Below are 25,124 nucleotides of genomic sequence, written 5' to 3' on the forward strand. Positions count from 1 at the left end.
CTGTATAGACTGCCTAGCGGGGCCTGGAGATGATGGAGCTATCAATAGTTAAGTCGTCAAACAATCTCAGGATTTAGGAGCAGGTGGTCATGGCAGGCCTATTTAACAACGCGCTCATTGGGCAAGAAAATGATGGAGTTCAAGACTTACTCCTCCGGCGCACCAATCTCACCCGCACCACCTCCCCGGCCCAAGAAAAGCTGGATCAACTCAATGCCAAGATGAACGCCCTGGCCAACGGCACACCAACCACTCGTCCAGCACCCCCCACCCTCACCCAATTCTCTACCGTTGCTCCAAACACTGGCATCACCGGATTACCCCCAGGCCCGAATAATCCCCTTTCCCAGCCTGTCAATACATTCATCAATGAGAACCAAGGCACATTCACAACCCAGAATCAAACGCCTTTTTTTGTGGGCCTGTGGGGAGATGCCTCAAAAGTTAACTATTTCAATGATTATGTCAGGGTGGGCCGGGGAGATATTTACGCAATTATTACGGATGATGGCGTGAGCCGGCCGGGGATTCCCTACGATCCGCGTCCCAGTGGTGAGTACGACCCAGATCCGAGTACCCCAGGGATTGAACTCGATAACTATCCCCAAAGCTATTGGACATTTCCGGTGGAGTTAAAGGCGGTTTACAACTTCACGGCCGATGGCAAGTTCTATCTTTACGAGGGCTATCAGTACGCCAATCGCAACGAGGGCTATATTCTACGTTTCGATGAATATACCGGAACCTATACAGTTAACGATCAAGGCATTATCACGGTCAAGTTCACGGCTGCGTCTCAGGTTTATTATTCCGACTGGCAAGACCGCTATGAAACGGGTACGATTTTTGACATTCCCGACCGCCACTATCTGATCCGCCCCGATGATCAATCCAATGGGATGCACATTACGGAAATGGTGCGGCTCCCGGATGGTTCGTTTCAACCCATTGAGAACAATCCCAACGGCTGGGTCTATGCTCCGGCTTCGGGGGTGAAAGGAGATCTGAATGGGGATGGGGTGGTCAATCCGAATGATGGGGCGGTGATTGCCGGAACGCTGCGGGCAGACCTCCTGGTGGGGACGATTAACAGTGACACGATTATTGGCCGGGAAGGCAACGATCTGATTATTGGGAATGAAGGCTTAGATGTCTTTCAGGGTGGAGCAGGCAGTGATCGCTTTGCCGTGATGGTTCATGCCAACTCCATGGATACCATCTCAGACTTTAATCCCAATGAAGATATTATTGCCCTGCAAACGATGGGGGATGGCCGGGCTGCCAATAGCTTTTTCCTCGCCAATCAGTTTGAAATTGGCCCCCAAGCGACTCGAACCACCACGCGTGTTTTTTATGATCACCTGACTGGCAAAATTTTCTACGATGGTGATGGATCTGGATCCCAAGCTGCCCGTCAAATTGCCCTGATTGCTCCGAATCTGATTAACCTTAACTACACCAACTTTTACACCTTTGCGATTGAAAATTTCCGAGATCTGCGGGCGATTACCAAACCCAATCCGATAATCAACAACCCCACCCAAGGTAATGATGAAATTTATGGCACGGTCTTGGATGATCGGCTGTTTGGTTTAGGCGGTAATGATACCCTGGAAGGCTTATTGGGCAATGATTTCCTCGATGGGGGCCTGGGTGTGGACCGGATGCTGGGGGGCCTGGGGAATGATGTTTATGTCGTGGATAATTCCGGCGATGTGGTGATTGAGGTGGCCAATGGCGGTATTGACGAAGTGCAGTCGTTTATTAGCTACACCTTGGGGGCCAATCTGGAAAATCTGACCCTCCTCGGCACAGGCAATATCAATGGCATTGGGAATACGGGGAATAACTCCATCATCGGGAATGCGGGCAACAATATTTTGAATGGCAGTGTGGGGTCTGACTGGGCGGCCGGGGCTGCGGGGAATGATACCTACATTGTGGATAATGCTGGCGATAAGGTAGTTGAATCGGCCAATGAGGGGATTGATATAATCCAGGCCAGTGTTAGCTATATCCTCACCCCCCATGTGGAAAACCTCACCCTCACCGGGACAGCCGCGATTAACGGGACTGGGAATGATCTCAACAATACGATCCTGGGTAATGGGGCGAATAATACTTTGACCGGGGAAGCAGGGGATGATCTTCTTAATGGTGGGGCCGGGGCAGATCGACTGGTTGGGGGCCTGGGCAATGACACCTATGTTGTGGATAATGCTGGCGATGTGGTGGTGGAAGCGGCTAGTCAAGGGGTTGATACGGTACAAACGGGCCTGGCCCATAGCTTGGGAGCCAATCTCGAAAACCTAATTCTCACCGGAACGGCGGCGATCAATGGCACGGGTAATTCGCTGAACAACACAATTACAGGTAATTCTGCTAGCAATATTTTGAATGGGGGCCTGGGGGCGGATCGTCTCATTGGGGGACTGGGGAATGATACCTACATTGTGGATAATGCCGGAGATGTTGTTTCTGAAATCTCAACCATCACGACTGAAATCGATACGGTACAATCTGCGATTACCTACAGTTTGGGAGCCAATCTTGAAAATCTAATTCTCACCGGAACGGCGGCGATCAATGGCACAGGTAATTCACTCAACAACACGATTACAGGTAATTCTGGGAATAATGCGTTGAATGGCGGCCTGGGTGCAGATCGGTTGATTGGGGGACTGGGAAATGATACCTACATTGTGGATAATGCCGGAGATGTTGTTTCTGAAATCTCAACCATCACGACTGAAATCGATACGGTACAATCTGTCATTACCTACAGTTTAGGAGCCAATCTCGAAAATCTGATTCTCATGGGAACGACGGCGATCAATGGAACAGGTAATTCGCTGAACAACACGATTACAGGCAATTCTGGGAATAATGTTTTGAATGGGGGCCTGGGGGCAGATCGTCTCATTGGGGGCCTGGGGAATGATACCTACATTGTGGATAATGCCGGAGATGTGGTTTCTGAAACCTCAACTAATGCAACCGAAATTGATACCGTTCAATCTGCCATTACCTACAGTTTAGGAGCCAATCTCGAAAACCTGATTCTCACTGGAACGGCGGCGATCAATGGAACAGGTAATTCACTCAACAACACGATTACAGGCAATTCTGGGAATAATACGTTGAATGGGGGACTGGGGGCGGATCGGTTGATTGGTGGAGATGGTAGTGATCTTTTAGTAGGGGGGGCCGGTAACGACTCTTTGACCGGTGGCAATGGCAATGATTTCTTCCGGTTCACAGCCCGCACTGAAGGCATTGATACAATTACTGACTTTACTAAGGTTTCTGGCAATTCCGATAGGATTGAAGTCTTAGGAAGTGGATTTGGTGGTGGTTTAGTTGTTGGGACACTCGCTGTATCTCAATTTATCTTGGGTACAGCCGCAACCAGTTCTACCCATCGGTTTATTTACAACCAATCTACGGGTGGATTATTCTTTGATGCAGATGGCTTCGGCGGGACGGCCCAAACCCAGATTGCCACTCTCAGTACCAAACCAGGCCTGGTTGCCAGTGACATCCTTATTGTCTAAGGCTGAGTCAGGGCAATATCGAATCTATGAAAACGTGTTCCCTTGGGTATTGCCGATAAGATATTAGGAGCTAAATCCTCTCTCAGATCACGTCCAGGCCAGGGAGACTTTAACGATGGTAGTTTGGCAACAGTTGGCCGCAGCCACGCCCCCAGGCCCCTTCATCAGCGCCATTAAGTCTCTCCATCCAGAAGCGGGAAAGTCTACCGCCCAAGTGTTATGGCAGCGGGGGTGGCGCAATATCGCAGCGATTAAGTCTTTCTTATTTCCTGAGGACTACAAACCAACATCGGCATTTGCCTTTGCGGAAATGTCCCAAGCAGTAGAACGGATTGCCCAGGCCCGGCGCGACCAGGAGAAGGTGGCAATTTGGGGAGATTTTGATGCCGATGGGGTGACGGCCACGGCGGTGTTATGGGAGGGGTTAGGGCAGTTTTTCCCACAACATGAGCGATTGATTTATTACATCCCCAATCGGTTGACAGAATCTCACGGGTTATCCATGATCGGCCTTGCCCAACTCCAGGCCCAGGGATGTACCTTGATTATTACCTGTGATACTGGCAGCACAAACCTAGAGGAAATTCGCTACGCAGCAGGCCTGGGAATGGATGTGATTATCACGGATCATCATACTCTGCCTCCCTATCGGCCCCATGTCACCGCCCTCATCAACCCGAGAGAATTTGCTGATGATCATCCCCTTCGCTATTTATCCGGTGTGGCCGTTGCCTATAAATTCATTGAAGCCCTCTATGAAGAATTTCCCACAGTTCCCCAGCTACCCTTAGACCGATATTTGGACTTAGTTGCGATTGGGTTGATTGCCGATCTAGTGGAATTACAGGGGGATTGTCGCTACTTGGCCCAACGGGGAATTGCGCAATTAAAATCCCAAAAACGCCCAGGCCTGGCAGCACTGCTCAAAAATGCGCGTCAAAAAGGGGATCGACCGACCGATATTAGTTTTGGCCTGGGGCCGCGGATCAATGCCGTTAGTCGGATTTATGGGGATGCCAGCCTCTGTGTCGAGTTGTTGACCACCCAGGATCCTCAACGAGCCGCCGAATTAGCCCAGGCCGCTGAGTTAGCCAATGATCGCCGCAAAGCCCTCCAGAAAACGATCCTTAACCAGGCCGAAAAAGAAATTGCCCGCTTAGATTTATCCACCACCTATGTCATTGTTTTGATGCATCCCCAATGGTCAGTAGGCCTGGTGGGTGTGGTTGCCGGGCAGTTGGCTAAGAAATATGGGCGGCCAGTGATTTTATTACGGGCAGAGGGACTGGAGTTAGCAGATGGGGATCTGGGGGAGTTAGACCTAGCCTCAGAGCCAAATGCCTTGCCTTATCCAGGGAACGAGATTGAGCCTCCAGACTTGGCCAGGGGTTCGGCGCGCTCCATTGGGGGCTTGGATTTGTATGAGCTACTCAATCAACACCTACATCTGCTCCATCGTTTTGGGGGGCATCCCTTTGCGGCTGGTTTGAGTTTACCGATTCAAAATGTGCCGCTCTTACGGGAAGGCTTAAACCAGGCCTTGGGGCAACGATGGGGCGGCCAACCACCAATCGAACCTGCCATTGGGATTGATTTAGATGTCCCTGTTGCTGAGCTTGGGGCCGGTTTATTTCGAGAGTTAAAGTTATTAGAACCCTATGGCCTGGGAAATCCGGGGGTGACGTTGCGATTACAGGGGGTGGAAATTCAAAAACCTTGGCGCAATGGTCTGAAGGATATTCAAGGCCAGACCCAGAACTATAGCTTTGTCACCTTTACCATCCTTGACCCCGAATCGGGACATCAGGCGGCGGGCATTTGGTGGGATCATCAACCCCAGGATATTCCCCCCGGACGTTGCGATCTTGTCGGGGAGTTGAACTTTAACACCAAGGACAATCAATACGTTTTTCACGTCAGGGATCTCCAACCTGCCCCCTATGCCAATGTCCTCCCTGGCCACTCAACTCGACTAGAAATTTTAGATTATCGCTATCGCCCGATCCCACCCTTACCGGAACCGGTCTTAACCCTCGAAACGCCCCCCCAAACTTGGACAGAATGGCGACAATGGCTCACCCAGGCCCAGCGGGCAGCTATCCCCTTAGCACTCATCTACAGTCATCCCCCCCGGACTACCCCCACCCAGGCCTGGCAACGGTTAATTGGGATCACTAAACATCTCAGCCGCACCGGGGCCCAAATTGGCTTAGATCGCCTCCAACAAGAACTGGGCCTGAGTGCATTAGCCGTAACCAAGGGCCTGGATACCTTAACCGCCTTGGGAGTCGAAATTTTTGTGTATCCGCAGCCTGAACAGCCCAATGCTCAACCAGCCATCAGTTGTCGTTACCCTCAAGCCATTGCTGCCAATCCCCAGGCCGTAGAGCAGTTTGCCCTGACAGTCGCGGAAGAACAGTTTCGCCGCCATTATTTGGCCCAAGTCCCGACCCCAACCCTACGGCAAGTAGCTGGGCAATCCGCTTAAAGTTCTGCAATGTTCAACATCCTACCCGTCATAGTCCTTCAGGAATTAGGCAGGATAGAAGCAGCCCCAGTTTAGACGCTTGGCTCGCAGATTATAGGTCGTTCGTAGAGTGGTAGGAAATGACTGTCATTGCCCCGCCTTCCCTGAAATCGAAAACGCAACGCTGGCCGCAAGGACTCCTGATTAGCCTGCTGATCCTGGCCATTTTCGGGGTGCTGTATTGCGGCTGTCGAGTTGTAGCTGAATCCCTCTGGTTTCAGGAATTGGGCTATTTATCGGTGCTGTGGCGGCGTTGGCTGACTCAATTGAGCTTACTGGGCCTGGGCCTGGTGGGGGGATTGGTCTTTTTGGGCTTAAACAGTGGCCTGGCCTATCGGTTGCGCGAACAAACGCCCCGCTCTGGAACACGTTATTTAGGTTTACCAGGACTCTTGCCCTTGAGTTTGGGCCTGGCCCTTGTCACGATTGCCTTGGTTGAGCATACGGTTGTTGTTTCCTTAGCCTTTAATTCCCAGGCCCAGGCAAGTTTGGCCATTAATCCCCTCCTGCCCCAGTTTGATTGGACTGCGGTGATCACGATTATTGGGGGCTGGTGTCAAAATCCTCTCTATCTCTGTCTCGTCCTGTTGGCGGGCATCGGCTGTCTTGTCCAACCCTTTTGGGGCTATCGGCTGGTGGCCATTGGGCAAAGCTTGGGCCTGGCCTGGTTAGGGCGCAATCATTGGGCCATTGTTCTCCAGGCCTGGCAACGGACAAACTTTAGTCAAATTGATCCCCTGTTTCATCAAGATATTGGCTTTTATATTTTTACTCTACCCTTTTGGGAATGGGTGCGCTTTGCAATGACGGCCTTGACGATTTCGGCCCTCGCAGGCGTAACACTGATTTATCTTTTAGCTGGGGATAGCCTCAGTTTGGGACGGTTTACAGGGTTTAATCGGGCCCAACGGCAGCATATTCAGGCCCTTGCGGGTGGGTTTTGTTTCTGTTTAGCCCTGAGCTTTTGGTTAGAGCGTTATAAACTCCTCTATTCGCCGCGGGGTGTCACCTTTGGGGCTAGTTACACGGATATTAAAATTACCCTCCCTCTCTATACCCTGTTTGCGGTTTTTACCTTGGGGGTGGGGATCATGCTGCTCTGGTCAGCAATCCGGCGGGGCGGGAAAGGGCAAATTCGGCTGGCCCCGGCATCCCCTTGGTTATTGCGTAGTGTAACGGGCTATGCCTGTTTAATCTTTATCATTGGTCAACTTCTCCCCAACTTAGCCCAGGCCCTGATTGTCCAACCGAACGAACTGGAACGAGAACTGCCCTATATTCAGCGCACCATTGATTTCACCCGCCAGGCCTATAACTTGGAAACCGTCTATGCCGAACCCTTCCAACCGGAAAACAATCTCACGGCCCCAGTCCTGGCCGACAATGCCCCCACGGTGCGGAATATTCGCCTCTGGGATACCCGTCCGCTGCTCGAAACCAATCGCCAACTCCAACAACTGCGCTCCTACTACCGCTTTCCCGATGCCTTTATTGATCGCTACCAGATCAGCACCCAGACCGACCCCACTGCAAAAAATCCCAACTCCGATCAAGAAATTCGCCAAGTCCTCACCGCCGCCCGGGAGTTAGATTACACCGCCGTCCCCAGCCAGGCCCAAAGTTGGATCAATGAACATCTGGTGTTTACCCACGGCTATGGCTTTACCATGAGTCCTGTCAATGTTGCGGGCGAGGGGGGGCTGCCGAAATACTTTGTCCAAGATATTGTTAGTGGTTCCCAGGGCGGCTTAGTGACGGCCAATCCAGCCATCGCCAATAGTATTCCCATTGGTTTTCCCCGGATTTATTACGGACAGATTACGGATACCCATGTCCTGGCCCCCTCCAATGTGCCTGAATTGGACTATCCAACGGGGAATGACAATGCCTATAACCACTATCAGGGACGAGGAGGCGTTCCAGTGGGGGCATTCTGGCAACGGTTGGTGATGTCTGTCTATTTCCACGACTGGCAACTGTTGTTAACGCCCAATATCAACCGAGAAACCAAGGCTCTCTTTCGCCGCAACATTATGACGCGAGTGCAAACCTTAGCTCCATTTTTGCGCTTTGATCAGCAGCCCTATTTAGTCATCGCCGATACCCGCCCCGAGGCTGCCATTGATGTGGAATCCCCCCATGAATCAGAGCCAAATTTCTTGTACTGGGTAATTGATGCCTATACTGTCAGCCGTTACTATCCCTACTCTGATCCGGGGGAGGAGCCGTTTAACTATATTCGCAATTCCGTCAAGGTGGTCGTGGATGCCTATCATGGTTCGGTGCGCTTCTATGTCATGGACAATTCCGATCCCTTGATTCAAACCTGGTCTAAAATTTTTCCGAACCTCTTTTATCCCGTTGACCAAATGCCGCCGCGCCTGGCCGCCCATCTTCGCTATCCGGTGGATCTGTTCCAGGCCCAGTCTCAGAAACTGTTGCGCTATCACATGACCGATCCGGTGGTGTTTTACAGTCAGGAAGACCAATGGCAAATTCCCCAGGAAATCTATGGTAATGATCCCCAGGCCGTCAAGCCCTATTACCTGATCATGCGGCTACCGAGTGGGAATCAGGAGGAGTTTATCTTGCTCTATCCGTTTACGCCCCTAAATCGCCCCAATCTGGTGGCCTGGTTAGCGGCTCGCTCAGATCACGATCAATATGGGAAGCTACTCCTCTATACCTTTCCAAAACAAGAATTGGTCTTTGGCCCCCAACAAGTTGAAGCTCGAATTAACCAAGACCCAACCATTTCCCAGCAAATCTCCCTCTGGAATCGGGCTGGCTCCCGTTCATTGCAAGGGAATTTACTGATTATTCCGATTGAACGCTCGTTACTCTACGTCGAACCTCTTTACCTGGAAGCCAGTCAGAATAGTTTGCCCATCTTAGCGCGGGTGATTCTCATGTTTAATCAACAAATTGTCATGGCAGAAACCTTGGATCAGGGCCTGGAGAAACTCTTTCCTGGCTTTGCCAACTACAACAATCCAGATCAACTCACCATTAGTAATCGGCCGTCGAAATGACTATATCCCTTGAATTTGCTGTTCCTCGTCATGGTAAAAAGCCTGTTTGATACCTTTATTGATCATTGCTAAGTTGTAAGAGTCTTGATTGATGTGAAAATCAACACATCTATAGTAAACAGTAATGATTCGTGAGATTAGCGCGGAATTATTTGTGTTTGTAAAGTTTTATTTTCACCCTAGGTTCAACGAGAGGGTATTCTTTACTAAAGCCTCTGGTGATCAATTATTCTCACAAATCAAGACAGACTGCTATACTAGATTTCGGACTTCAAGAGACTCTATTAGATTTTGGATTTGAGGCTAAAAGAAAATCTTCAAAGTACGCCCTTACAGACAAAAGCCGTCGAACGGCAAAGTTGTGCGGCGGCAGATAATCTCGGACTCCCACCACCAAACTCTGTTCCGTCCGCACCAACGCATTGTTGGGCTGCGCTGCTACATGACATTGACTGAGTAGGCACGGATTGCTGTATCCACTGTCGCAATTGTCAAACCATTTTGTAAAGCTTGACAGATAAGCATTCTGTCAAATGGATCACGATGTAATAGTGACAGTTTAGCTAGTTGAACCACACTAATTTCATCAAGGGCAAGACTGGCAATTTGATGTAGATCGCGCTGTTTGGGCAAATACGTTTCGGGATGCTCTGGCAGAGGTAGCTTGCCCAACTGGTACTTGACAATTGCTTCCCAGACTGAGATTGCGCTCAGATAAACCTCATTGTCTGGATCACGAATTGCATCCCGAACATCTGTTGGCAACTGGGTATCGCCACTAATGAACCATAGAAAGATGTGGGTATCTAGCAGAATTCTCATTTGCCCTCGAATGCGCTGAGAAGGTCTTCCGGCAAAGGAGCGTCGAAATCATCTGGAACGGTAAACTCGCCTGCACATAAACCAAATGGTCGCAACTGTTTACTACTAGCAATAGGTCTAAGTTCAGCGATCGGCTTGTCAGATCGAACAATAACAAGCGTTTCACCTGCCTCTACCTGACGAAGATACTTTAGAGGATCGCGTTGTATTTCATCAACAGTGACATTCAACATAAATTACCTCAATACAAATTTTATGAACAGTTCTCCATGCTCTCTTACTTTATGTAGTCAAACTACTGGTTGCACGATTGCAGACCTATAGTTTTATCTCATGTAATTGTGCGCTCAAACATTACTTGAAGCACATCCTTACGTTCAAGGGTTTTACCATCGAGGATGACGGCACGAAACGAATTGTTGATGATACGTTTAGTGCCATCATTAACATGAACATGAATTCCCCTTTCCTGCGGGCGATCTGCTGACCACACGATTGCTGGAGTAGATGCCCAGATTTCGTAATCACAGCCTGAGTATTTATCTAAGTCCAGATTTAATGCCCTATCTGGTTCCTTATACTGTGTGTTCTTTGCAAATTGGTCATATAAAGGCTTGAGAGGCGTTGAAACAATATGTCCAGAACTCCAAGTGCTATCACAACCGCAATTACCACAAAAATGTTTTCGATGGGGCTTCCGTGCAAAATCGCCCAGATCCAAATGTGGATAGCCGCACTGTGAGCAGTTAATGCAGGTCATCTCTCGATTTTCTTCTACAGCACAAACAAACTCGAATGAAGCAGGTGGTGTGATATTAACACGGGTAATTTCGGCGTTAGCAAACAGTCCCAAATCTTCGTGGTAGAGCAACGAAATAGCTTCAAAGTCAGCGTCTATTAACTTCTTACCTTGTGCTTTGGGACGCAGATGAACATAAATCTTAGGGGCACGAGATTCAATTGATTTGGTAGACAGCCCTGTTGGAAGTGAGCACCAGATGCCTACCTCAGCATAATCAGCCACATTAATTTCCAATGGAGCCAGAGTATAGTTCATTGGTTGGGAGTGGTTAGCACAACGCATCACTCCCGAGGACTTATATGATTCTTGATCAGCTTTAGTTCCCCAATGCGTTTGGTGAGTCCGACACCACCAACGATCAGCACCGTGCCGAAACTTTCCAGCGTGGACGAAATCGCAAGGTAATAGCGCATCATCACCCGCCTGTGGAGGAAAATTTCCAAGTATGGATTTAGAGAAAACAGCAATATTTCCAAGTGTGCGCCCAGATGCCCAACAAATCGCGTTAACCTGACTCCAAGAATTTTTACCCTCTGGCGCTAAGGGCTGTTCCTCACCGATCCTACTGACAAAAATCTTCTTGGCTGGAGCACCTTCGGGGTATTCCCACTCGCACTCCCATAGCTCAACCTTATTAGTTGTTTGATTGACTTTGCGCTCAATGAACATAGGATTCGGTAGCAGCCCAAAATTGATACTCCGCTACCATTGTGACATTTCTAAAATCGCGTCGGCTTTGACACTGACAAAAAATTGGATGTACTGCCAACACCGAAAGACTAAGCAGCCCAACGGTCGTGTTCAGAGGCGGCTAGCAACCTTAGCATCACGACCAATATCTCCATACTGTCCGCTGCAACACGGTTGTTCGACTGCGCCAACTACTGCATTTTACTATTTTGGTTGCTCGCCAGTTGTAAGCTCTGTGAATGTAAATATGCAAATTGATTTCATTAACAATGCCACACTTCTGAAGTCTCTCTGATTCAAGGGATGTCCCTTCTTCTTAGAACTCTTCTGAGAAAAATGTGATAGGTTGCCACGTATTTGTACAATCAGTTCAATTAGCCCATCAACACTAAAGGCTTTCTTTTCCATCTCCAGAAATTCTTTCAACTCCTCCCAATTTTCAGAATTTTCTTCATCTTGAAAGAAACGTATTGCTTCTTCAAAAGCCTTTCTAATATGCTCTGACGACTTAAATAGGTTTTCTACCTCTTTATTTTTTGTTTTACCTTGACCATACAAATCATCTAGATAGAAGTAGAAATTAATGAAGGAACTTGTATATCTTCTTGAGCTAAACTCATTACATCCTTCTCGATAAAAGGACATTGGCAAAACTAGATTTCGATGAAGCTGACGATTTTTTATCAAAGATTCCAGCATTTCTGGAGCCATTTGTCGATAGCATTTATTCTCATGAGACTCTCGCTGGAAGTCATTTGTTATAAGCCCTAAATCCCTCTCTTCTTGTGGTGTTTCAGCCACCCATACCCTTTTAGGGCTTTCCCAATAGATTTTTTTGATCCCAAACCAAAAACTACCGAGAGATTCGATATGCTGTGCGAGGTCGATTAGAAAAAATGACAATGATGAATCCCGCAATTTTATTTGAGTAATTCGACTTTCTATGTCTGAGCTAACTTCAGGTAGAAAGTCTTGGTAATTCTTTACTCTTAAAGCAATATTCAGAGCTTCTACCACTTTACTTTGACCAAGCATTACGTCGAGAATAAAGTGCTCAACTTCTAATCTATATGGTTGATGGTAAATAGAATCAGAATCAACTTTGACGGTTATTTGGTACAGCATTAGTCTCGAACTTTGCATGTATTCTTCATATATTTTAACCAGGGCTATTTCATTCTGCTAGTTCTGCTAATTCTACTAGCCAATGAGGAATCTGAAAACCAAGCAACAAAAGGAGTCTTAGATTGGGTCTTAATCAATCTCGTGAGAATGAAACAGCCCTGATATTTTAACGCTCCGGCAAAAACAGCTTGGTAGTGATCGCATCTCACAGATAGCTTTTCGGATGCACCCCGACAGGTAACTTAAGCGGTCGAACGGCAATGGTCAGCGGCGGTGAAAAAAATAGGCTGTAAACGAGAGATCTTCATACCGTCCGCTGCACCAACGTGTTAGGCATGGCAAAGCTGGACTGGGCAAACTGTGATTCACAAAGAGGAAACTTACCAACCTTCACCAAAAAACGCAACATGGCATCTAATCGTTGTTCAAAATATAGTTGCATAATAATTCACATATCTCTTCATTCCACCCGAAAACTGATCCTGATACTCTAATGTCAAAGATTCCAACACCGACCGACAAATACAACTGATGCTCAATACTACTTAGGGATGGGATTGCTAAACTTTGCCAGTCTCTAATCTTTTGAATGTAATGAGAAGGAAGACGATCAATAATTAGAGCCAAATCCCAAAAATGAGATGAATCAAAACTTTCATTTACATATGCTCGAAAAGCTTTTCCCAAAAACCTTGCTTTGCCTAGTGAATCTAAGCGATCTATTAGTAGCATAAGATTATCACCAACTTTTCCTCTAAATTCTTTATCTCTTTCTAGATTCGCAAGCATTCTCTTTCGACGTTCAGCAGGAATATCTTGAATCTCGTTTAAGAAATAGATAAGCTTTTTGGTTAGCAAGAAATCTCTGACAGTTACTCCGGTTTTCCACAACCCAGTAATGATATTAATTACAGGTAAATCTTTGAGAAATCCATCTTGAAGAAATGAATCTAGAGCAACTTCGGCGATCTCAGAACTGAGATCACTAAGTTCAGACTCAGCAAGTGTCTCTGTAAGGGAGTCTCCCAATTGATCTGACATCTTTATCCTCACTCGTCAAAAAGTATGAAGCTTAATGTCTAAAGCTCGATCGCCCCACGAACAAACCTTGCATTGAAAAAACAATAGCTTTAGCTCTTGGGCCTAACGTTGCCCATCACCCGCCGCAGATAACCTTTGCATCACAACCGATCAACTCTCGGCGGTCGGTGTGCATGGGCGTTGTTGTGCGGCATTACTAGCCCTTTAGACTTTACATGACTAACCGACGATCTCCATACCATTGACTCAAATCCTGCTCAATTTCCTCAAGGATGGCGATCGCATTCAGGATTGATTTTGCATCAACAGCTAACAAAGCAAACACTGACTCAACTCGTTGTTGATAGTCTCGTGGACACAGCGCAAAACTTTTGGCAACTGCCACCGCGCCTTTCTCATTCAATAAGTACTCTTCATTGAGTGCAAATAATACCTGATTCATACAAGCCACGCTGCGGAAACAACAACCTGCTGCATAGGCAACATCCTCACGTGCAACAGCCTTTCCCGCAATGAACAGTGAAAAACTAATTTCCCAGGCAAACTTATTAATTGTTGCTTGTTTAAGCTGAATTGGATAGGGAGTTGTCCTAGCCTTTAAAGCGTCCAAAACGCTCTGCGGATCGTGAAGTGGCAAACAAATTGCAACTTCACCCATGTAAATAGAGGATACAAAGCCGTGGGGATGCCCAGGTTGGTAATCAATCGTAATTTGCCCAGCATGGCAATCATCAATGACACGGCTAACCTGAGCCACATCACGATAGAGAAAATCTACAGGTACACCTTCTACCTGTAGCCAACCACCGCCATTAATCCATTTTCCCCATTCACCAATTGGGGTGATTAAATTTTGGCGATGGGTGTCGTCAAGTTCAGCGGCAAGCTGATTTAGCGCAACTAAACCAAGTGGATTCTCTGGCTTGTAATAAATTCCTAGATCCACATCTGACTTCTGTGTATGGTTGCCTCGTGCCCTTGAACCACCTAGAGCGATCGCTGCAATTCCCTGAACTGACTTCAAGCGATCGACAACGCAGTGGATGAACTGAGGCAATTGCTGATTCATGTTGGCTCCATTTTCGCCACCAGTTCAAAACAATCTCACATTCGATGCTAACTGACAAGCTTCAAATAACACCCCCACCAATATCTAAGCCGCACAACTAGGTATTAGGCGGAAAAATTCTGTCTAAAAGTAGCTTTATGGTGTTTAGGCTGAATGTCAAGTTTCTTCCTAAGTAACCTATAGAGACTAAAAAGCAGAAAATTTCCGCATAACACCCCAAATTAGTATGATTAGGTAGAAATTTCCCTCTACTTAGTTAATTTTTGTTGAATTTAAATCTTCAGATATTATAGTAATCTGTCTTCATTTGTGAGAATGATTGATTATCACCAGCTTAGGGACGGGCTATCCCTTCCGTGGGACTAGACTCAAATAGAATTTTGGGAAAAACAAATACACATTCAACCTCACAAATCATTACTGTTTACTATAGCTCCTTTGGCTCTAGCGGCACCGATGCCCTCCTGGACTCTGTTTTGAATCCGTTTTGTTTGCTGAGTGAGTTGCTTTATCTCGTGGATTTCACCACTAACTTCAGCATCGGGTGGCCTCACTCCATCAGGAATCTGCTCATTTAACAGAATAACTTGTTCACCCTGCCGAGCATAGAATGGGCAACCAAAACTTTTGCTTCAAAACCCGGCCCTTGATTATGCCCCTCATGAATTAGTACATAACCACCTGTCTGGTCGTCAAAGTAGTATTTCTGATACTCAATCCCGATTGCCTCGTACTCCCTGCCGTGTGTTGCGACTCTATTCACTGAGGTTGTTCCGAACTGACTGCTTGAGACTTCCGCATGAATTCTCTGATCTTCCATTCCGGTCTTGAGCTAGGGAATTGGGGCAGGGGATTGGGCAAAGGCCGCAGTATCTGGAAATGAAGTGTGCCAATCCTGAATCAGTTGGACTTGAACAATTGGATTCCGAAATATTCCCGCCAAGAGATGCCCGCCCCCTTTTTTATCTTGGGTTAAGCCATGAAAATGATAGCCAGCCGCATTGATCCCCTGCATATTTTGGGGGAGGCGAAAGCCAACTAGGGTGGCGGAAACTTGCTGAAAATTAAATACCGTTTGCTGTTTGACGACGGCCCCTAGGGTTGGGTAGGGTGGCACTTGGCCTGGGACGCTTCGCAGTTCTAACTGGGGAAATTGACCGTGAATCTTCAGGGCATAGGGATAGTTAAGACTGGGTAATTTTTGATCTAAGGCCGTTTGTAACTCGGTGTAGGTAAAAGTGCCGGGCAGGAGAATTTTTTGGGTAGGCTTAAATTGGGTGACAACCGCAAAGGGAGTCTGGCTTTGATCACTGACAGGGAAAACTGCGCCATCATGTTTGACTTGGTAAAACCGATTGTCCAGGCCAATCATTTCCCCATCCAGGCCGGCAAAAGTACCTAAGCCAAAATTCCCATACTGACGTAACTCTCGAAAACTCATTGCCCCCTCAAACACCCCGGCACTTAGAGCATCTAAAGTGGAAATTTGAAATCCCCGACTGACTGGATTCGCTGCACCTAAGGCCACCAGAGGGACGCAAACCGCCAGGAAAATACCTAACCACAATCCCCAGCGCAAAGGTCGGAGTAATTTGGCGGAAATGGAAGAGCAAGAATTCATCACAGTCGCATCCCTTCAATAACGCTCACAATGCCGTGGGTGGGAACAATCCGAGTTAAGTTGAATCCGGCTTGGGCAAACAGGGCCTGGAATTCTTCAGCCGTGCGTTCTTTCCCACCGGGGCACATGACTAGCATATTCACATCAAGGAACTTGCCAATAAAGGGATCATTGCCGGGGGGAATGACTTGCTCCACCACCAAAACTTTACCGTTAGCAACCATGGCCTGGTGACAGTGTTGGAGAATCGCAATAGCCCGTTGATCATCCCAATCATGAATGATGTGTTTGAGAATATAGGCTTCCGCTCCGGCTGGGACTGATTCAAAAAAGCTGCCACTCACTAACTGACATCGGGCCTTGACTGCACTATTGGCAATGGCAGGTTTAGCGCGTTCAATCACGTCGGGCAGATCAAATAAAGTCCCAGTCATGGTGGGATTGGCTTGGAGAATAGCGGTGAGTAAACTGCCTTGCCCGCCGGCTACATCAACTATGCTATGAATACCAGAAAAATCATAGTCTGCGATCACTCCGGCAATTTCCAGGCTAGAGAAACTGGTCATGGCGCGGTCAAAGATGTTGGCAGCTTCAGGGTTGCGACCGTAATACTCAAAGATATTCATGCCGAAAAGGTCTTGAAAACTACTATCGCCTGTTTTAATTGCATGGAGAATGTTGCCCCAACTGCCATAGTGTTCCTGATCCCCCATCATGATCGAGACATCCCGGACTGAACCAGGGACATTACTACAGAGAAAGCTAGCCAAGGGAGTCAGGGTAAAAGTATTGGGTTTTGTTTCTGCAAAGATACCGACACTGGCCAAGGCTCGCAGCAAACGGTAGAGGGATGATTCATTAGATCCAGTAGTAGCCGCTAGTTCTGCACAATTCTTTTCACCCGTGTTTAAATGATCCGCAATCCCCAGTTTGGCCGCAGCAAAGATGGCCTGGGATACCCAATATCCGGTGATCATTTGCATCAAAACCATTTGCGGCGTTGGGGAGGCCATAGACTCTGCCAGGGTGGATAAAGTCTCAGGTGGCGTTGCTGGTGTCATGATTGTGGCTTCAAAAGAGTGGCTTAAGAGTATCCTAAAGACCTTTGGTGATTGATACAAGATGGACTCAATAAGAGCATTTTTGCTGGTTTATAGCAGGGAAGAGATACTCTTAATTAAGAGTTGCTTCTTATTGCTTAATTAAATTTAATAGGGCTGCAAGTTAAAATAAGATTAGTCATTTAATCTTATAGGCCCCATGCTGGAAATTGCCAAAGAGGATATCCTATCTCGCTTGCGGTTTGATAATCCCTGGTGGGACGAGGGACGCAACGGCAAGATTATTTACGAGGATACGCCCCGGCGAAAGTACTTTCAACCGTTTTATCAGAGCATTTTAGAGATGAGTGTCCGGCGGGCCATTGTTTTGATGGGGCCACGACGGGTGGGTAAAACAGTCATGGTCTATCACAGTATTCGCACCCTCCTAGACTCTGACATTGATCCTAAGAGCATTCTCTATGTCTCTCTAGAAACCCCAATTTACACTGGACTTCGGCTAGAAAGCATTCTGAATTACTTTCAAGAGCTATTTGGCCATGGGCGTGATGCCACACTATTTGTGTTTTTTGATGAGATTCAATATTTACCCAATTGGGAAGTCCATCTCAAGTCCCTGGTAGATTCATTTGTTCACTATCGTTTTGTGGCAACGGGTTCGGCAGCAGCGGCATTGCGGCTCAAGAGTAATGAATCTGGAGCCGGTCGATTTAGTGATTATATTCTGCCACCTTTGACATTTGCCGAGTATTTGATGTTCATTGGCCGAGAAGCTGAGTTAATCACAGCAACCCCAATCGAAATTGATGGACTCAAACAGTGGGCCTATACTGCCCCCAATATTGAGGCACTCAATCAAGAATTTGTGAACTACATTAATTTTGGCGGATATCCAGAAGCAGTTTTTTCGGAAACGATTCGGAAAAATCCCAGTCAATATATCAAAAGCGACATTATTGATAAAGTTCTCTTGCGTGATCTACCAAGTTTATATGGCATCAGTGACATCCAAGAACTAAATCGGCTTTTTACGACTCTGGCCTATAACTCTGGCAATGAGGTGAGTTTAGAAGCATTATCAAAATCATCGGGCGTGGCCAAAAACACGATTAGACGTTATCTGGAATATCTTGAGGCGGCGTTCCTGATTCGGCGAGTTGAGAGAATTGACCAAAATGCTAAGAGATTTAAGCGGGCAGTATGCTTCAAGGTGTATTTAACGAATCCATCGATGCGAGCGGCACTTTTTGGACAACTTAATGCACAATCTGAGCCAATGGGATCAATGACAGAAACAGCCATTTTTAGCCAGTGGCAGCATGACAGAGTTATTGAACTTTTCTATGCTCGCTGGAGTTCAGGAGAGATTGATATTGTTCACTTAGATACTGTCTCACAGACTCCATCATGGATTGTGGAAGTTAAGTGGAGTGACCGGCCTTATCGATTAAGATCGGAACTAGATAATTGCCTTGAATTTGCCAACAGAAACCCTGAAATATCTCAGCCTATCATGGTCACTAGCCGCACCATAACAGATAAGAGCATTCTGTATAAAGATGTTGAGTTTCAATTCATGCCAGCTAGCCTTTACACATATACTCTTGGTGTAAATATTTTGTATTATATCCAGGAAAAAAGTATCTATTGACTACAATATTCGCAGTATAGTAGCTGAAAATGTCAGGTAAATTATAGTGAGTAACCCAGGCCCCCAATCCGATTTTTAACCCATGTCTGCAACGATTATCAATGGTTTAGGGAATCCCCAATTAGCCCGAGTAGCTGATGCTTTGAAAGCCTTGACTCGGCCAGTCAACCACTCCATCCTTGCGACCTGCCAACCCCAGAACTGCAAGAGGAGACTTATTCTCCCTGTGCCTTGAGCTTCTCAGAAATCCTCACCTTACCCCCCTTGATGCCATCGCCATCCAAAGCCTCCAACTAACCAATCCCGAAAGAGAAACCTATTCCTGGCGCAACGGAATGGCAACTCCTGTTCCAATTGGACTCTGATGATAATGCGACAATGATGTGGGGGGATATGGGGCGGCTCTATTTTTGGTGTCGAGAGAGCGATATTCAAGCCCAAAACTTTGACCAGGCCTGGATGATCCTCCAATGCAGCTAGACTCCGTAATTTTTGGATCAGCCACACCCTTGCAGAGGCATTACAAATCCTTTACAATCAAATTAGGCTTAAGCGGAATCATTACGAGTTTGGATTAAAATCATGGACAGTACAACCAACACCCCCAATCCCATTGAAAACGTGGTGATTATTGGCTCTGGCCCGGCGGGATATACAGCGGCAATTTATGCGGCGCGGGCGAACCTAAAACCTTTTATGTTTGAGGGGTTCCAGGCCGGGGGACTCCCAGGCGGACAACTGATGACGACGACTGAGGTTGAGAATTTTCCTGGCTTCCCCGAAGGCTTACAAGGCCCGGAACTGATGCAACGGATGAAAGACCAGGCCATTCGCTGGGGCACAGAAATGGTCACAGAAGATGTCACCCATGTGGATTTGAATCAACGCCCCTTTGTGATTACCTCTGCTGAACGGCAAGTTAGAGCAAACAGTGTGATTATTGCCACCGGAGCCACTGCTAAACGGCTGGGACTGCCTGGAGAAACGGAATATTGGACAAAGGGAATTTCGGCCTGTGCTATTTGCGATGGGGCCACGCCGATTTTCCGAGATGGGGAACTGATTGTAATTGGGGGTGGAGATAGTGCTGCCGAAGAAGCCGTTTACCTGACCAAATACGCGTCCCACGTTCATTTACTAATTCGGACTGAGAAAATGCGGGCTAGTAAAGCGATGCAAGATCGGGTCTTGGCGAATCCGAAAGTGACAGTACATCGAAATACGGTTGGGGTAGAAGTCTATGGGGATGGGAATTTAATGCAGGGCCTGGTGGTCAAAGATACGGTCACAGGGGAAGAACGGAAAATCCCCGCCAAGGGACTGTTCTATGCCATTGGTCACAAACCTAATACCGAGCTATTCCAAGGGCAATTGGATTTAGATGAAGTCGGCTATGTGATCACCCATCCTGGTAAAGCCGAAACCAGTCTCGCCGGAGTCTTTGCCGCTGGAGATGTCCAAGATCATGAATATCGCCAGGCCATTACCGCAGCCGGAAGTGGATGTATGGCGGCCCTAGAAGCAGAACGGTGGTTATCGGCCCATGATTTGATTCAGGAGTTCCACCAGGCCAACCCCGAGGCCCACTACGAAGTCGAAGTCAAAGAAGCGACCCCTGCGACCACTGAAGCCACCTTCGATCCAGAAGCAACTAAACAGTATGGCGGCTATGCCCTGCGGAAACTCTTCCATGACAGTGATCGCCTGTTGATGGTCAAGTATGTCTCTCCCACCTGTGGCCCCTGCCATACCCTCAAGCCCATTTTGGATCGGGTTGCTGATGAGTTTGCCGGGAAAATGCACCTGATTGAAATTGACATCACGGTGGATAGTAATATTGCCCAACAGGCCGGCGTGACCAGCACACCCACGATTCAACTGTTCAAAGATAAGGAATTGGTAGAGCAATTGGTTGGGATGAAACCGAAAAGCAAATACCGGGAAACCATTCAGCACTATCTCAGCTAAACCAACCCCCACCTTAACTAAATTGTGCCAGATAGGATTATGGAAATGGAGATCAATGACCCATCTGTAATGCTATCGGCACTTTAATTAGTTGTTATGTTCAGGCCTGGGAATACTTAGTTCATGACTCTTTAGAAATATTAGAGTGGTTGTGGGCCTAGAGGTCGAAACGATCAAAACAATCCCAAATCAAACTTTATATCAAACTGATTATCAGGCCTGGGTGAAAGAGACCGCCAAACATTTGCGTGCGGGTAACTTTGCCGGCCTGGACGTAGAGGCATTCATTGAGGAGGTGGAAAGTTTGGGACACTCAGAACGCCATGCACTGAAATTTCAGTGGGTTCGGGTGATAATGCACTTACTGAAGTTAGAAGCCCAGCCCCAGGCCAGGGAGTATCACAACAGTTGGATCTCGAGCGTGGTTAATGGCTTAGGTCAGATTGCCGATGCCCTAGAGGATTCCCCCAGTTTGCACGGATATTTACAGGAGAATGCGAACAAGTGGTACGCTCAAGCTGTGAAAGAGGCCTCTGTCGAAACCCGATTGCCCCTTCCATCTCAATGTCCCTATGATGTTTTGGAGCTGATCACAGGCAATTACCCGGAAGCTCTACGGTACTTTTTTATCATTGAGTGAATCCGCCTATTTCTGGGGCCAACTCGCTGAGCTAGGTGTAGTCACTTCTTAGTGCTTATGACGGGGGGCTTGGTGTTGGAGATGTTGGCGGCCATTGCGAACCACCCGCAGCATTTCCAAAAATTGATTTTCCATATCCCCTAAGACTTTATAGGCATAGGCATCGGCATCGGTTTGGGTTTGTTGAGCATCTGCTTCGGCCCGGTGACGTAACTGATAAATTTCCTGTTCAGTCTGTTGTCGCATCCGATTAAGATCATCCACAGTCCGTTGCCGGAGAGCCTCCACTTCCCGTTGGACATTTTCCCGAATTTTCTGAGCTTCCATTTCCGCCTGTTGGACAATCCGCAACTCATCAGCAATTTGAGCCGCTTTCCGCTCGGCTTTTTGGATAATATCCTGGGAAAAATTCTGGGCCTGGCTAATGATTTCATCTCGTTTGGCCAAGATTCGCTCGGCTGTGAGCACTGTTTCGGGGATTTTTTTCTCAATTTCTTCGAGGTGATGGAGAATCTCTTCCTCGGCGATGATTTTACGACCAGTTAAGGGAATTTTCACCCCTTCCATAATCAGCAACTCTTCCAATTCCCGGAGTTGTTGCAACAGCGGTAAATCAGCGGGGGAGGTGGTCGGAATCATCGGGACTCCGCGATTATCAATGGGGCGGTTGTCGGTGGGTTGACTGGTGGGGTTGGGTTGAAACATCGTCCTAAGTCCTGAACAACATTGGGGGGAACCAGATGAGTAACGCTGCCACCAAAGCGAGCAATTTCTTTGACGAGGCTACTACTTAAAAAACTATATTCATTGGATGTGGTCAGAAAAACTGTTTCCACCTCCGGCCATAAACTCTTATTAGTATGGGCCATTTGCAACTCGTACTCAAAATCAGACAAAACCCGTAATCCTCTTAACAAAACTTTCGCCCCCTGGATTTGGGCATAGGTCACGGTTAAGCCATCAAAGGTATCCACGTCCACATTGCTGAGATGCTCAGTGCAGGTGCGAATTTGCTCAATCCGTTCTTCTACAGTAAACAACGGCTGTTTTTGTAAATTTCGGGAAACAGCCACAATCACCCGCTCAAACAACCGACAGCCCCGTTGAATCACATCCAAGTGGCCGAGGGTGATGGGATCAAAACTACCCGGATAAATTGCAATCATGGAGATTTATCAAAAACGAGAAAACATAGGGCTGATTATAGGGTTTATCTCCCCCACGCTGGTTTTTGACCTGATGGCCACTGATCCTCGGGCTGGGGTTCATCATCGGTATGACTGGGGGATGCAACCTTTTTTGGCGAACCTTGTTAAAATCACTGACAAGTCTGGGCGAGGAGACCAATGCATGAATGCAGCCGAACAAGCCGTGGGGCTTTCCATGACGACCAAAATTGCGGCAGTAGTGAATTTGGTCAAACAGGAGTTTCCCGATATGAAGGTGGATTTGAAGCCTTGGGCCAATGACCCCAGTACAAGAGAATTAGTTGATCCCGACTCTATTGATTTAGCCTTCCATCTTCCTGGGTGGAGTCGCCGTTGCCAGGCCCGCAGTCTTTTGCTCCAAATTCGCTTGTTTCGAGATCCAATCTCTGAGGAACAGCGGGCCATTGGGGTCGAAGCGGTGGGTTTAAGTTTCCAGGGGGAACAATGGCGACTTTCGACTGTGGGCAATTGGCAAATCATCGGCGAGAATCTCCCCCAGGCCCCGGTACAGTCACAAATCCGTCAAATCTGTGAGCAAATTCTAGGACTCTTTAGCCCCCCCACAGCCACAGAAATGTAGCCCAGATACCGGCGAAAGAGGATGTTCAAGGGGGGTGAAATAATTTTGAATCTTCTGATCAAGGGGTTGGGGGTCTCGACCTTCCTGATGTTGGGCTTGGGTCAAATTTGGCTAGGCACACCGGCCTGGGGACAAACCTTACCCTTAGAAGCCGGACTCACCTCTTTAACGTCTAGAACTGGCGAATCATTACTGGAAACCAGCCAAGCCAAGGCCGATGTTTTGCTGCTGATCAGTCACTTTGTGACCCAAATTAACCCGGCCTACTGTGGTGTGGCTAGTAGTGTCATGGTCTTAAATGCTCTGGGAGTGACCAAAGAAATGGGATGCAAGCCCCGCACTTTAGGGCGGCTTTGTTATAATCGGGACAGGAAATCCGCCACATCGCCAGAGTCTCGCACCGTAGAGTGGAGGAACCTGGAGGATCAGGGCAAACAACAGCGGGAGGGCATCTCGCAAAGAACTCTTGGTGAGGGTAAAGTCATTGGACTCCCGGCGATCCAAGGAATCCTAGCCCTGCTTTACACGCAAGCTACAGGGCGGGGAGGATGTCAAAACTGCGGATACACCGGCCTGGCAACGGGGCTATCTCAACCAAGACAATTTTTTTACACCCCAAACCGAGGCGGTGATTGATCGGTATCTGATTGCTCGCCAGGGGTTAACCCTATCCCAGTTGGCCGCACTCTTACAAACCTATCCCGTTACGGTAGAGCAATATTACGGATCTGATCTGGGCCTGGCGGAATTTCGGCAAATTCTGGGCATATCCCTAGGAAAGGCTAATCAATACATCTTGGTGAATTATTTACGCTCCAGTATTGGTCAGGAAACAGGGGGACATATTTCACCGTTAGCCGCCTATCATGCCGAGCAGGATCAGGTGTTGATCTTAGATGTAGCCCGTTACAAATATCCGCCGATCTGGGTTTCTGTCCAGGCCCTTTGGCAAGCTATGCAAACCATTGATCCAGTCTCAGGAAAATCTCGGGGGTTTTTAGTCATTCACAACCGAGAGCCAAACCCCAAGAACTAAGGATCCTCAAAGCTTTAAATCCAGGCCAGGCCTTGATGTCTTGCACAATGAAAAATAGCCTCTAACTGTCCACACCACTGTCCACAACTCCATTAATTTATTGTCATGACCAGGCCGGGCAACAGTTCACCACCTTCTAAACGTGTGGGTAAAGACTGAGTTTCACAGGCCAGGCCTGGGCGATAAATTTCGATCTGTTGGTTTTGCAGATCAATCAACCAGGCCAAGTGACACCCATTCGCCAAATACTCCTGCATTTTCTCTTGAAGCACGATTAAACGATCAGAGGGAGACCGCAACTCAATCACAAAATCAGGACAAAGGGGGGGAAATTTCTGACGTTCAATCTCTGTTAAAGTTTGCCAACGCCCTAGTTTCACCCAGGCCACATCCGGTGAGCGGTGAGCACCATTGGGCAGTCTAAAAATAGTAGAAGAACTAAAGACCTGGCCTAATTTTTTAGTTGCGTTCCAGGCCCAAACTTGCCCAATCAAACTAGCTTCTTGCGCTCCCCCAATTCCCCCGACAGGTGACACGATGATTAACTCTCCATTGGCAGTCAACTCCAGGGATTGATCGGGATATGTCATACAAAGTTGATAAAATTCCGCTGCATTCAGTCGCTGACCTGGGGCAATTCCTAAATGATTGGGTTCTAGAACAGTTTGGATCATTGAATGCCTCACTGCATTGAATC

Annotated in this window: 21 protein-coding genes; 10 read left to right on the plus strand and 11 right to left on the minus strand. The window is 47.6% G+C overall.

Annotation, left to right across the window (positions count from 1 at the left end; translation table 11 throughout):
- Positions 1–89: 89 nt before the first annotated feature.
- The 3 genes from RIF25_RS17480 (at position 90) to RIF25_RS01775 (ending at position 9,113) form a co-directional block, all read left to right on the plus strand.
- The gene (locus RIF25_RS17480; protein ID WP_322876838.1) at positions 90–3,554 is read left to right on the plus strand and encodes a calcium-binding protein; all 3,465 of its coding nucleotides are present in this window, start codon (positions 90–92) and stop codon (positions 3,552–3,554) included.
- A gap of 115 nt (positions 3,555–3,669) precedes the next feature.
- Positions 3,670–6,042: a single-stranded-DNA-specific exonuclease RecJ gene (locus RIF25_RS01770; RefSeq protein ID WP_322876839.1), complete on the plus strand. Its 2,373-nt coding sequence runs from the start codon at positions 3,670–3,672 to the stop codon at positions 6,040–6,042.
- Between the two features lie 119 nt (positions 6,043–6,161).
- Entirely contained in the window at positions 6,162–9,113 is a 2,952-nt protein-coding gene (locus tag RIF25_RS01775; RefSeq protein ID WP_322876840.1) for a UPF0182 family protein, read from the plus strand.
- 438 nt (positions 9,114–9,551) lie between these two features.
- On the opposite strand, the gene RIF25_RS01780 is transcribed toward RIF25_RS01775, so the two are convergent.
- From RIF25_RS01780 to RIF25_RS01815, 8 genes are all read right to left on the minus strand, one after another.
- Positions 9,552–9,935, minus strand: coding sequence for a type II toxin-antitoxin system VapC family toxin (locus tag RIF25_RS01780; RefSeq protein ID WP_322876841.1), 384 nt, complete (start codon positions 9,933–9,935; stop codon positions 9,552–9,554).
- Positions 9,932–10,168, minus strand: coding sequence for a type II toxin-antitoxin system Phd/YefM family antitoxin (locus RIF25_RS01785; RefSeq protein WP_271971085.1), 237 nt, complete (start codon positions 10,166–10,168; stop codon positions 9,932–9,934). The genes RIF25_RS01780 and RIF25_RS01785 overlap by 4 nt, the downstream gene beginning before the upstream one ends.
- Before the next feature lie 98 nt (positions 10,169–10,266).
- Complete coding sequence (locus RIF25_RS01790; RefSeq protein ID WP_322876842.1) at positions 10,267–11,406, minus strand: hypothetical protein; 1,140 nt, start codon at positions 11,404–11,406, stop codon at positions 10,267–10,269.
- 225 nt (positions 11,407–11,631) lie between these two features.
- The gene (locus RIF25_RS01795; RefSeq protein WP_322876843.1) at positions 11,632–12,570 is read right to left on the minus strand and encodes a hypothetical protein; all 939 of its coding nucleotides are present in this window, start codon (positions 12,568–12,570) and stop codon (positions 11,632–11,634) included.
- Between the two features lie 396 nt (positions 12,571–12,966).
- On the minus strand, positions 12,967–13,593 hold the full coding sequence (locus RIF25_RS01800; protein WP_322876844.1) for a hypothetical protein: 627 nt from the start codon (positions 13,591–13,593) through the stop codon (positions 12,967–12,969).
- 211 nt (positions 13,594–13,804) lie between these two features.
- On the minus strand, positions 13,805–14,662 hold the full coding sequence (locus RIF25_RS01805) for a nucleotidyltransferase domain-containing protein (protein ID WP_322876845.1): 858 nt from the start codon (positions 14,660–14,662) through the stop codon (positions 13,805–13,807).
- 832 nt (positions 14,663–15,494) lie between these two features.
- Positions 15,495–16,283 carry an acetolactate decarboxylase gene (budA, locus tag RIF25_RS01810; RefSeq protein ID WP_322876846.1) on the minus strand — a complete coding sequence of 263 codons (789 nt, stop codon included), beginning with the start codon at positions 16,281–16,283 and terminating at the stop codon, positions 15,495–15,497.
- Positions 16,283–17,296 carry a methyltransferase gene (locus RIF25_RS01815; RefSeq protein ID WP_407682299.1) on the minus strand — a complete coding sequence of 338 codons (1,014 nt, stop codon included), beginning with the start codon at positions 17,294–17,296 and terminating at the stop codon, positions 16,283–16,285. Before RIF25_RS01815 ends, budA begins: the two co-directional genes overlap by 1 nt.
- Positions 17,297–17,543: 247 nt before the next feature.
- Between RIF25_RS01815 and RIF25_RS01820 the strand changes: the two genes are divergently transcribed.
- The 4 genes from RIF25_RS01820 to RIF25_RS01835 all read left to right on the plus strand — a co-directional run bounded on the left by RIF25_RS01820 (position 17,544) and on the right by RIF25_RS01835 (position 21,603).
- Positions 17,544–18,995 carry an ATP-binding protein gene (locus tag RIF25_RS01820; RefSeq protein ID WP_322876848.1) on the plus strand — a complete coding sequence of 484 codons (1,452 nt, stop codon included), beginning with the start codon at positions 17,544–17,546 and terminating at the stop codon, positions 18,993–18,995.
- A gap of 318 nt (positions 18,996–19,313) precedes the next feature.
- Entirely contained in the window at positions 19,314–19,475 is a 162-nt protein-coding gene (locus tag RIF25_RS01825) for a DUF1963 domain-containing protein (RefSeq protein ID WP_322876957.1), read from the plus strand.
- A 102-nt stretch (positions 19,476–19,577) separates the two neighbouring features.
- Positions 19,578–20,963, plus strand: a complete 1,386-nt coding sequence (gene trxB, locus RIF25_RS01830; RefSeq protein ID WP_322876849.1) for a thioredoxin-disulfide reductase — start codon at positions 19,578–19,580, stop codon at positions 20,961–20,963.
- 145 nt (positions 20,964–21,108) lie between these two features.
- Complete coding sequence (locus RIF25_RS01835) at positions 21,109–21,603, plus strand: DUF29 domain-containing protein (RefSeq protein WP_322876850.1); 495 nt, start codon at positions 21,109–21,111, stop codon at positions 21,601–21,603.
- Between the two features lie 48 nt (positions 21,604–21,651).
- Here RIF25_RS01835 and RIF25_RS01840 read toward each other — a convergent pair whose 3' ends face one another.
- Together RIF25_RS01840 and coaD are read right to left on the minus strand one after the other, a co-directional pair.
- Positions 21,652–22,308 carry an ATP synthase F0 subunit B gene (locus RIF25_RS01840; protein WP_322876851.1) on the minus strand — a complete coding sequence of 219 codons (657 nt, stop codon included), beginning with the start codon at positions 22,306–22,308 and terminating at the stop codon, positions 21,652–21,654.
- Positions 22,239–22,769 (minus strand): pantetheine-phosphate adenylyltransferase, encoded by a 531-nt coding sequence (gene coaD, locus RIF25_RS01845; protein ID WP_322876852.1) that lies wholly within the window; start codon positions 22,767–22,769, stop codon positions 22,239–22,241. Before coaD ends, RIF25_RS01840 begins: the two co-directional genes overlap by 70 nt.
- 184 nt (positions 22,770–22,953) lie before the next feature.
- On the opposite strand from coaD, the gene RIF25_RS01850 reads away from it, so the two are divergent.
- Genes RIF25_RS01850 through RIF25_RS01860 form a run of 3 tightly spaced genes read left to right on the plus strand, consistent with a single transcriptional unit; the run spans position 22,954 to position 24,427 of the window.
- Positions 22,954–23,391 carry a hypothetical protein gene (locus RIF25_RS01850; protein WP_322876853.1) on the plus strand — a complete coding sequence of 146 codons (438 nt, stop codon included), beginning with the start codon at positions 22,954–22,956 and terminating at the stop codon, positions 23,389–23,391.
- 45 nt (positions 23,392–23,436) lie between these two features.
- The gene (locus RIF25_RS01855; RefSeq protein WP_322876854.1) at positions 23,437–24,027 is read left to right on the plus strand and encodes a phytochelatin synthase family protein; all 591 of its coding nucleotides are present in this window, start codon (positions 23,437–23,439) and stop codon (positions 24,025–24,027) included.
- Positions 24,020–24,427, plus strand: a complete 408-nt coding sequence (locus RIF25_RS01860) for a phytochelatin synthase family protein (RefSeq protein ID WP_322876855.1) — start codon at positions 24,020–24,022, stop codon at positions 24,425–24,427. Before RIF25_RS01855 ends, RIF25_RS01860 begins: the two co-directional genes overlap by 8 nt.
- A gap of 92 nt (positions 24,428–24,519) precedes the next feature.
- Here RIF25_RS01860 and RIF25_RS01865 read toward each other — a convergent pair whose 3' ends face one another.
- Positions 24,520–25,101 (minus strand): Uma2 family endonuclease, encoded by a 582-nt coding sequence (locus RIF25_RS01865; protein ID WP_322876856.1) that lies wholly within the window; start codon positions 25,099–25,101, stop codon positions 24,520–24,522.
- Positions 25,102–25,124 lie beyond the last annotated feature (23 nt).

This window comes from Pseudocalidococcus azoricus BACA0444, assembly GCF_031729055.1.
Taxonomy (GTDB): Bacteria; Cyanobacteriota; Cyanobacteriia; order Thermosynechococcales; family Thermosynechococcaceae; genus Pseudocalidococcus; species Pseudocalidococcus azoricus.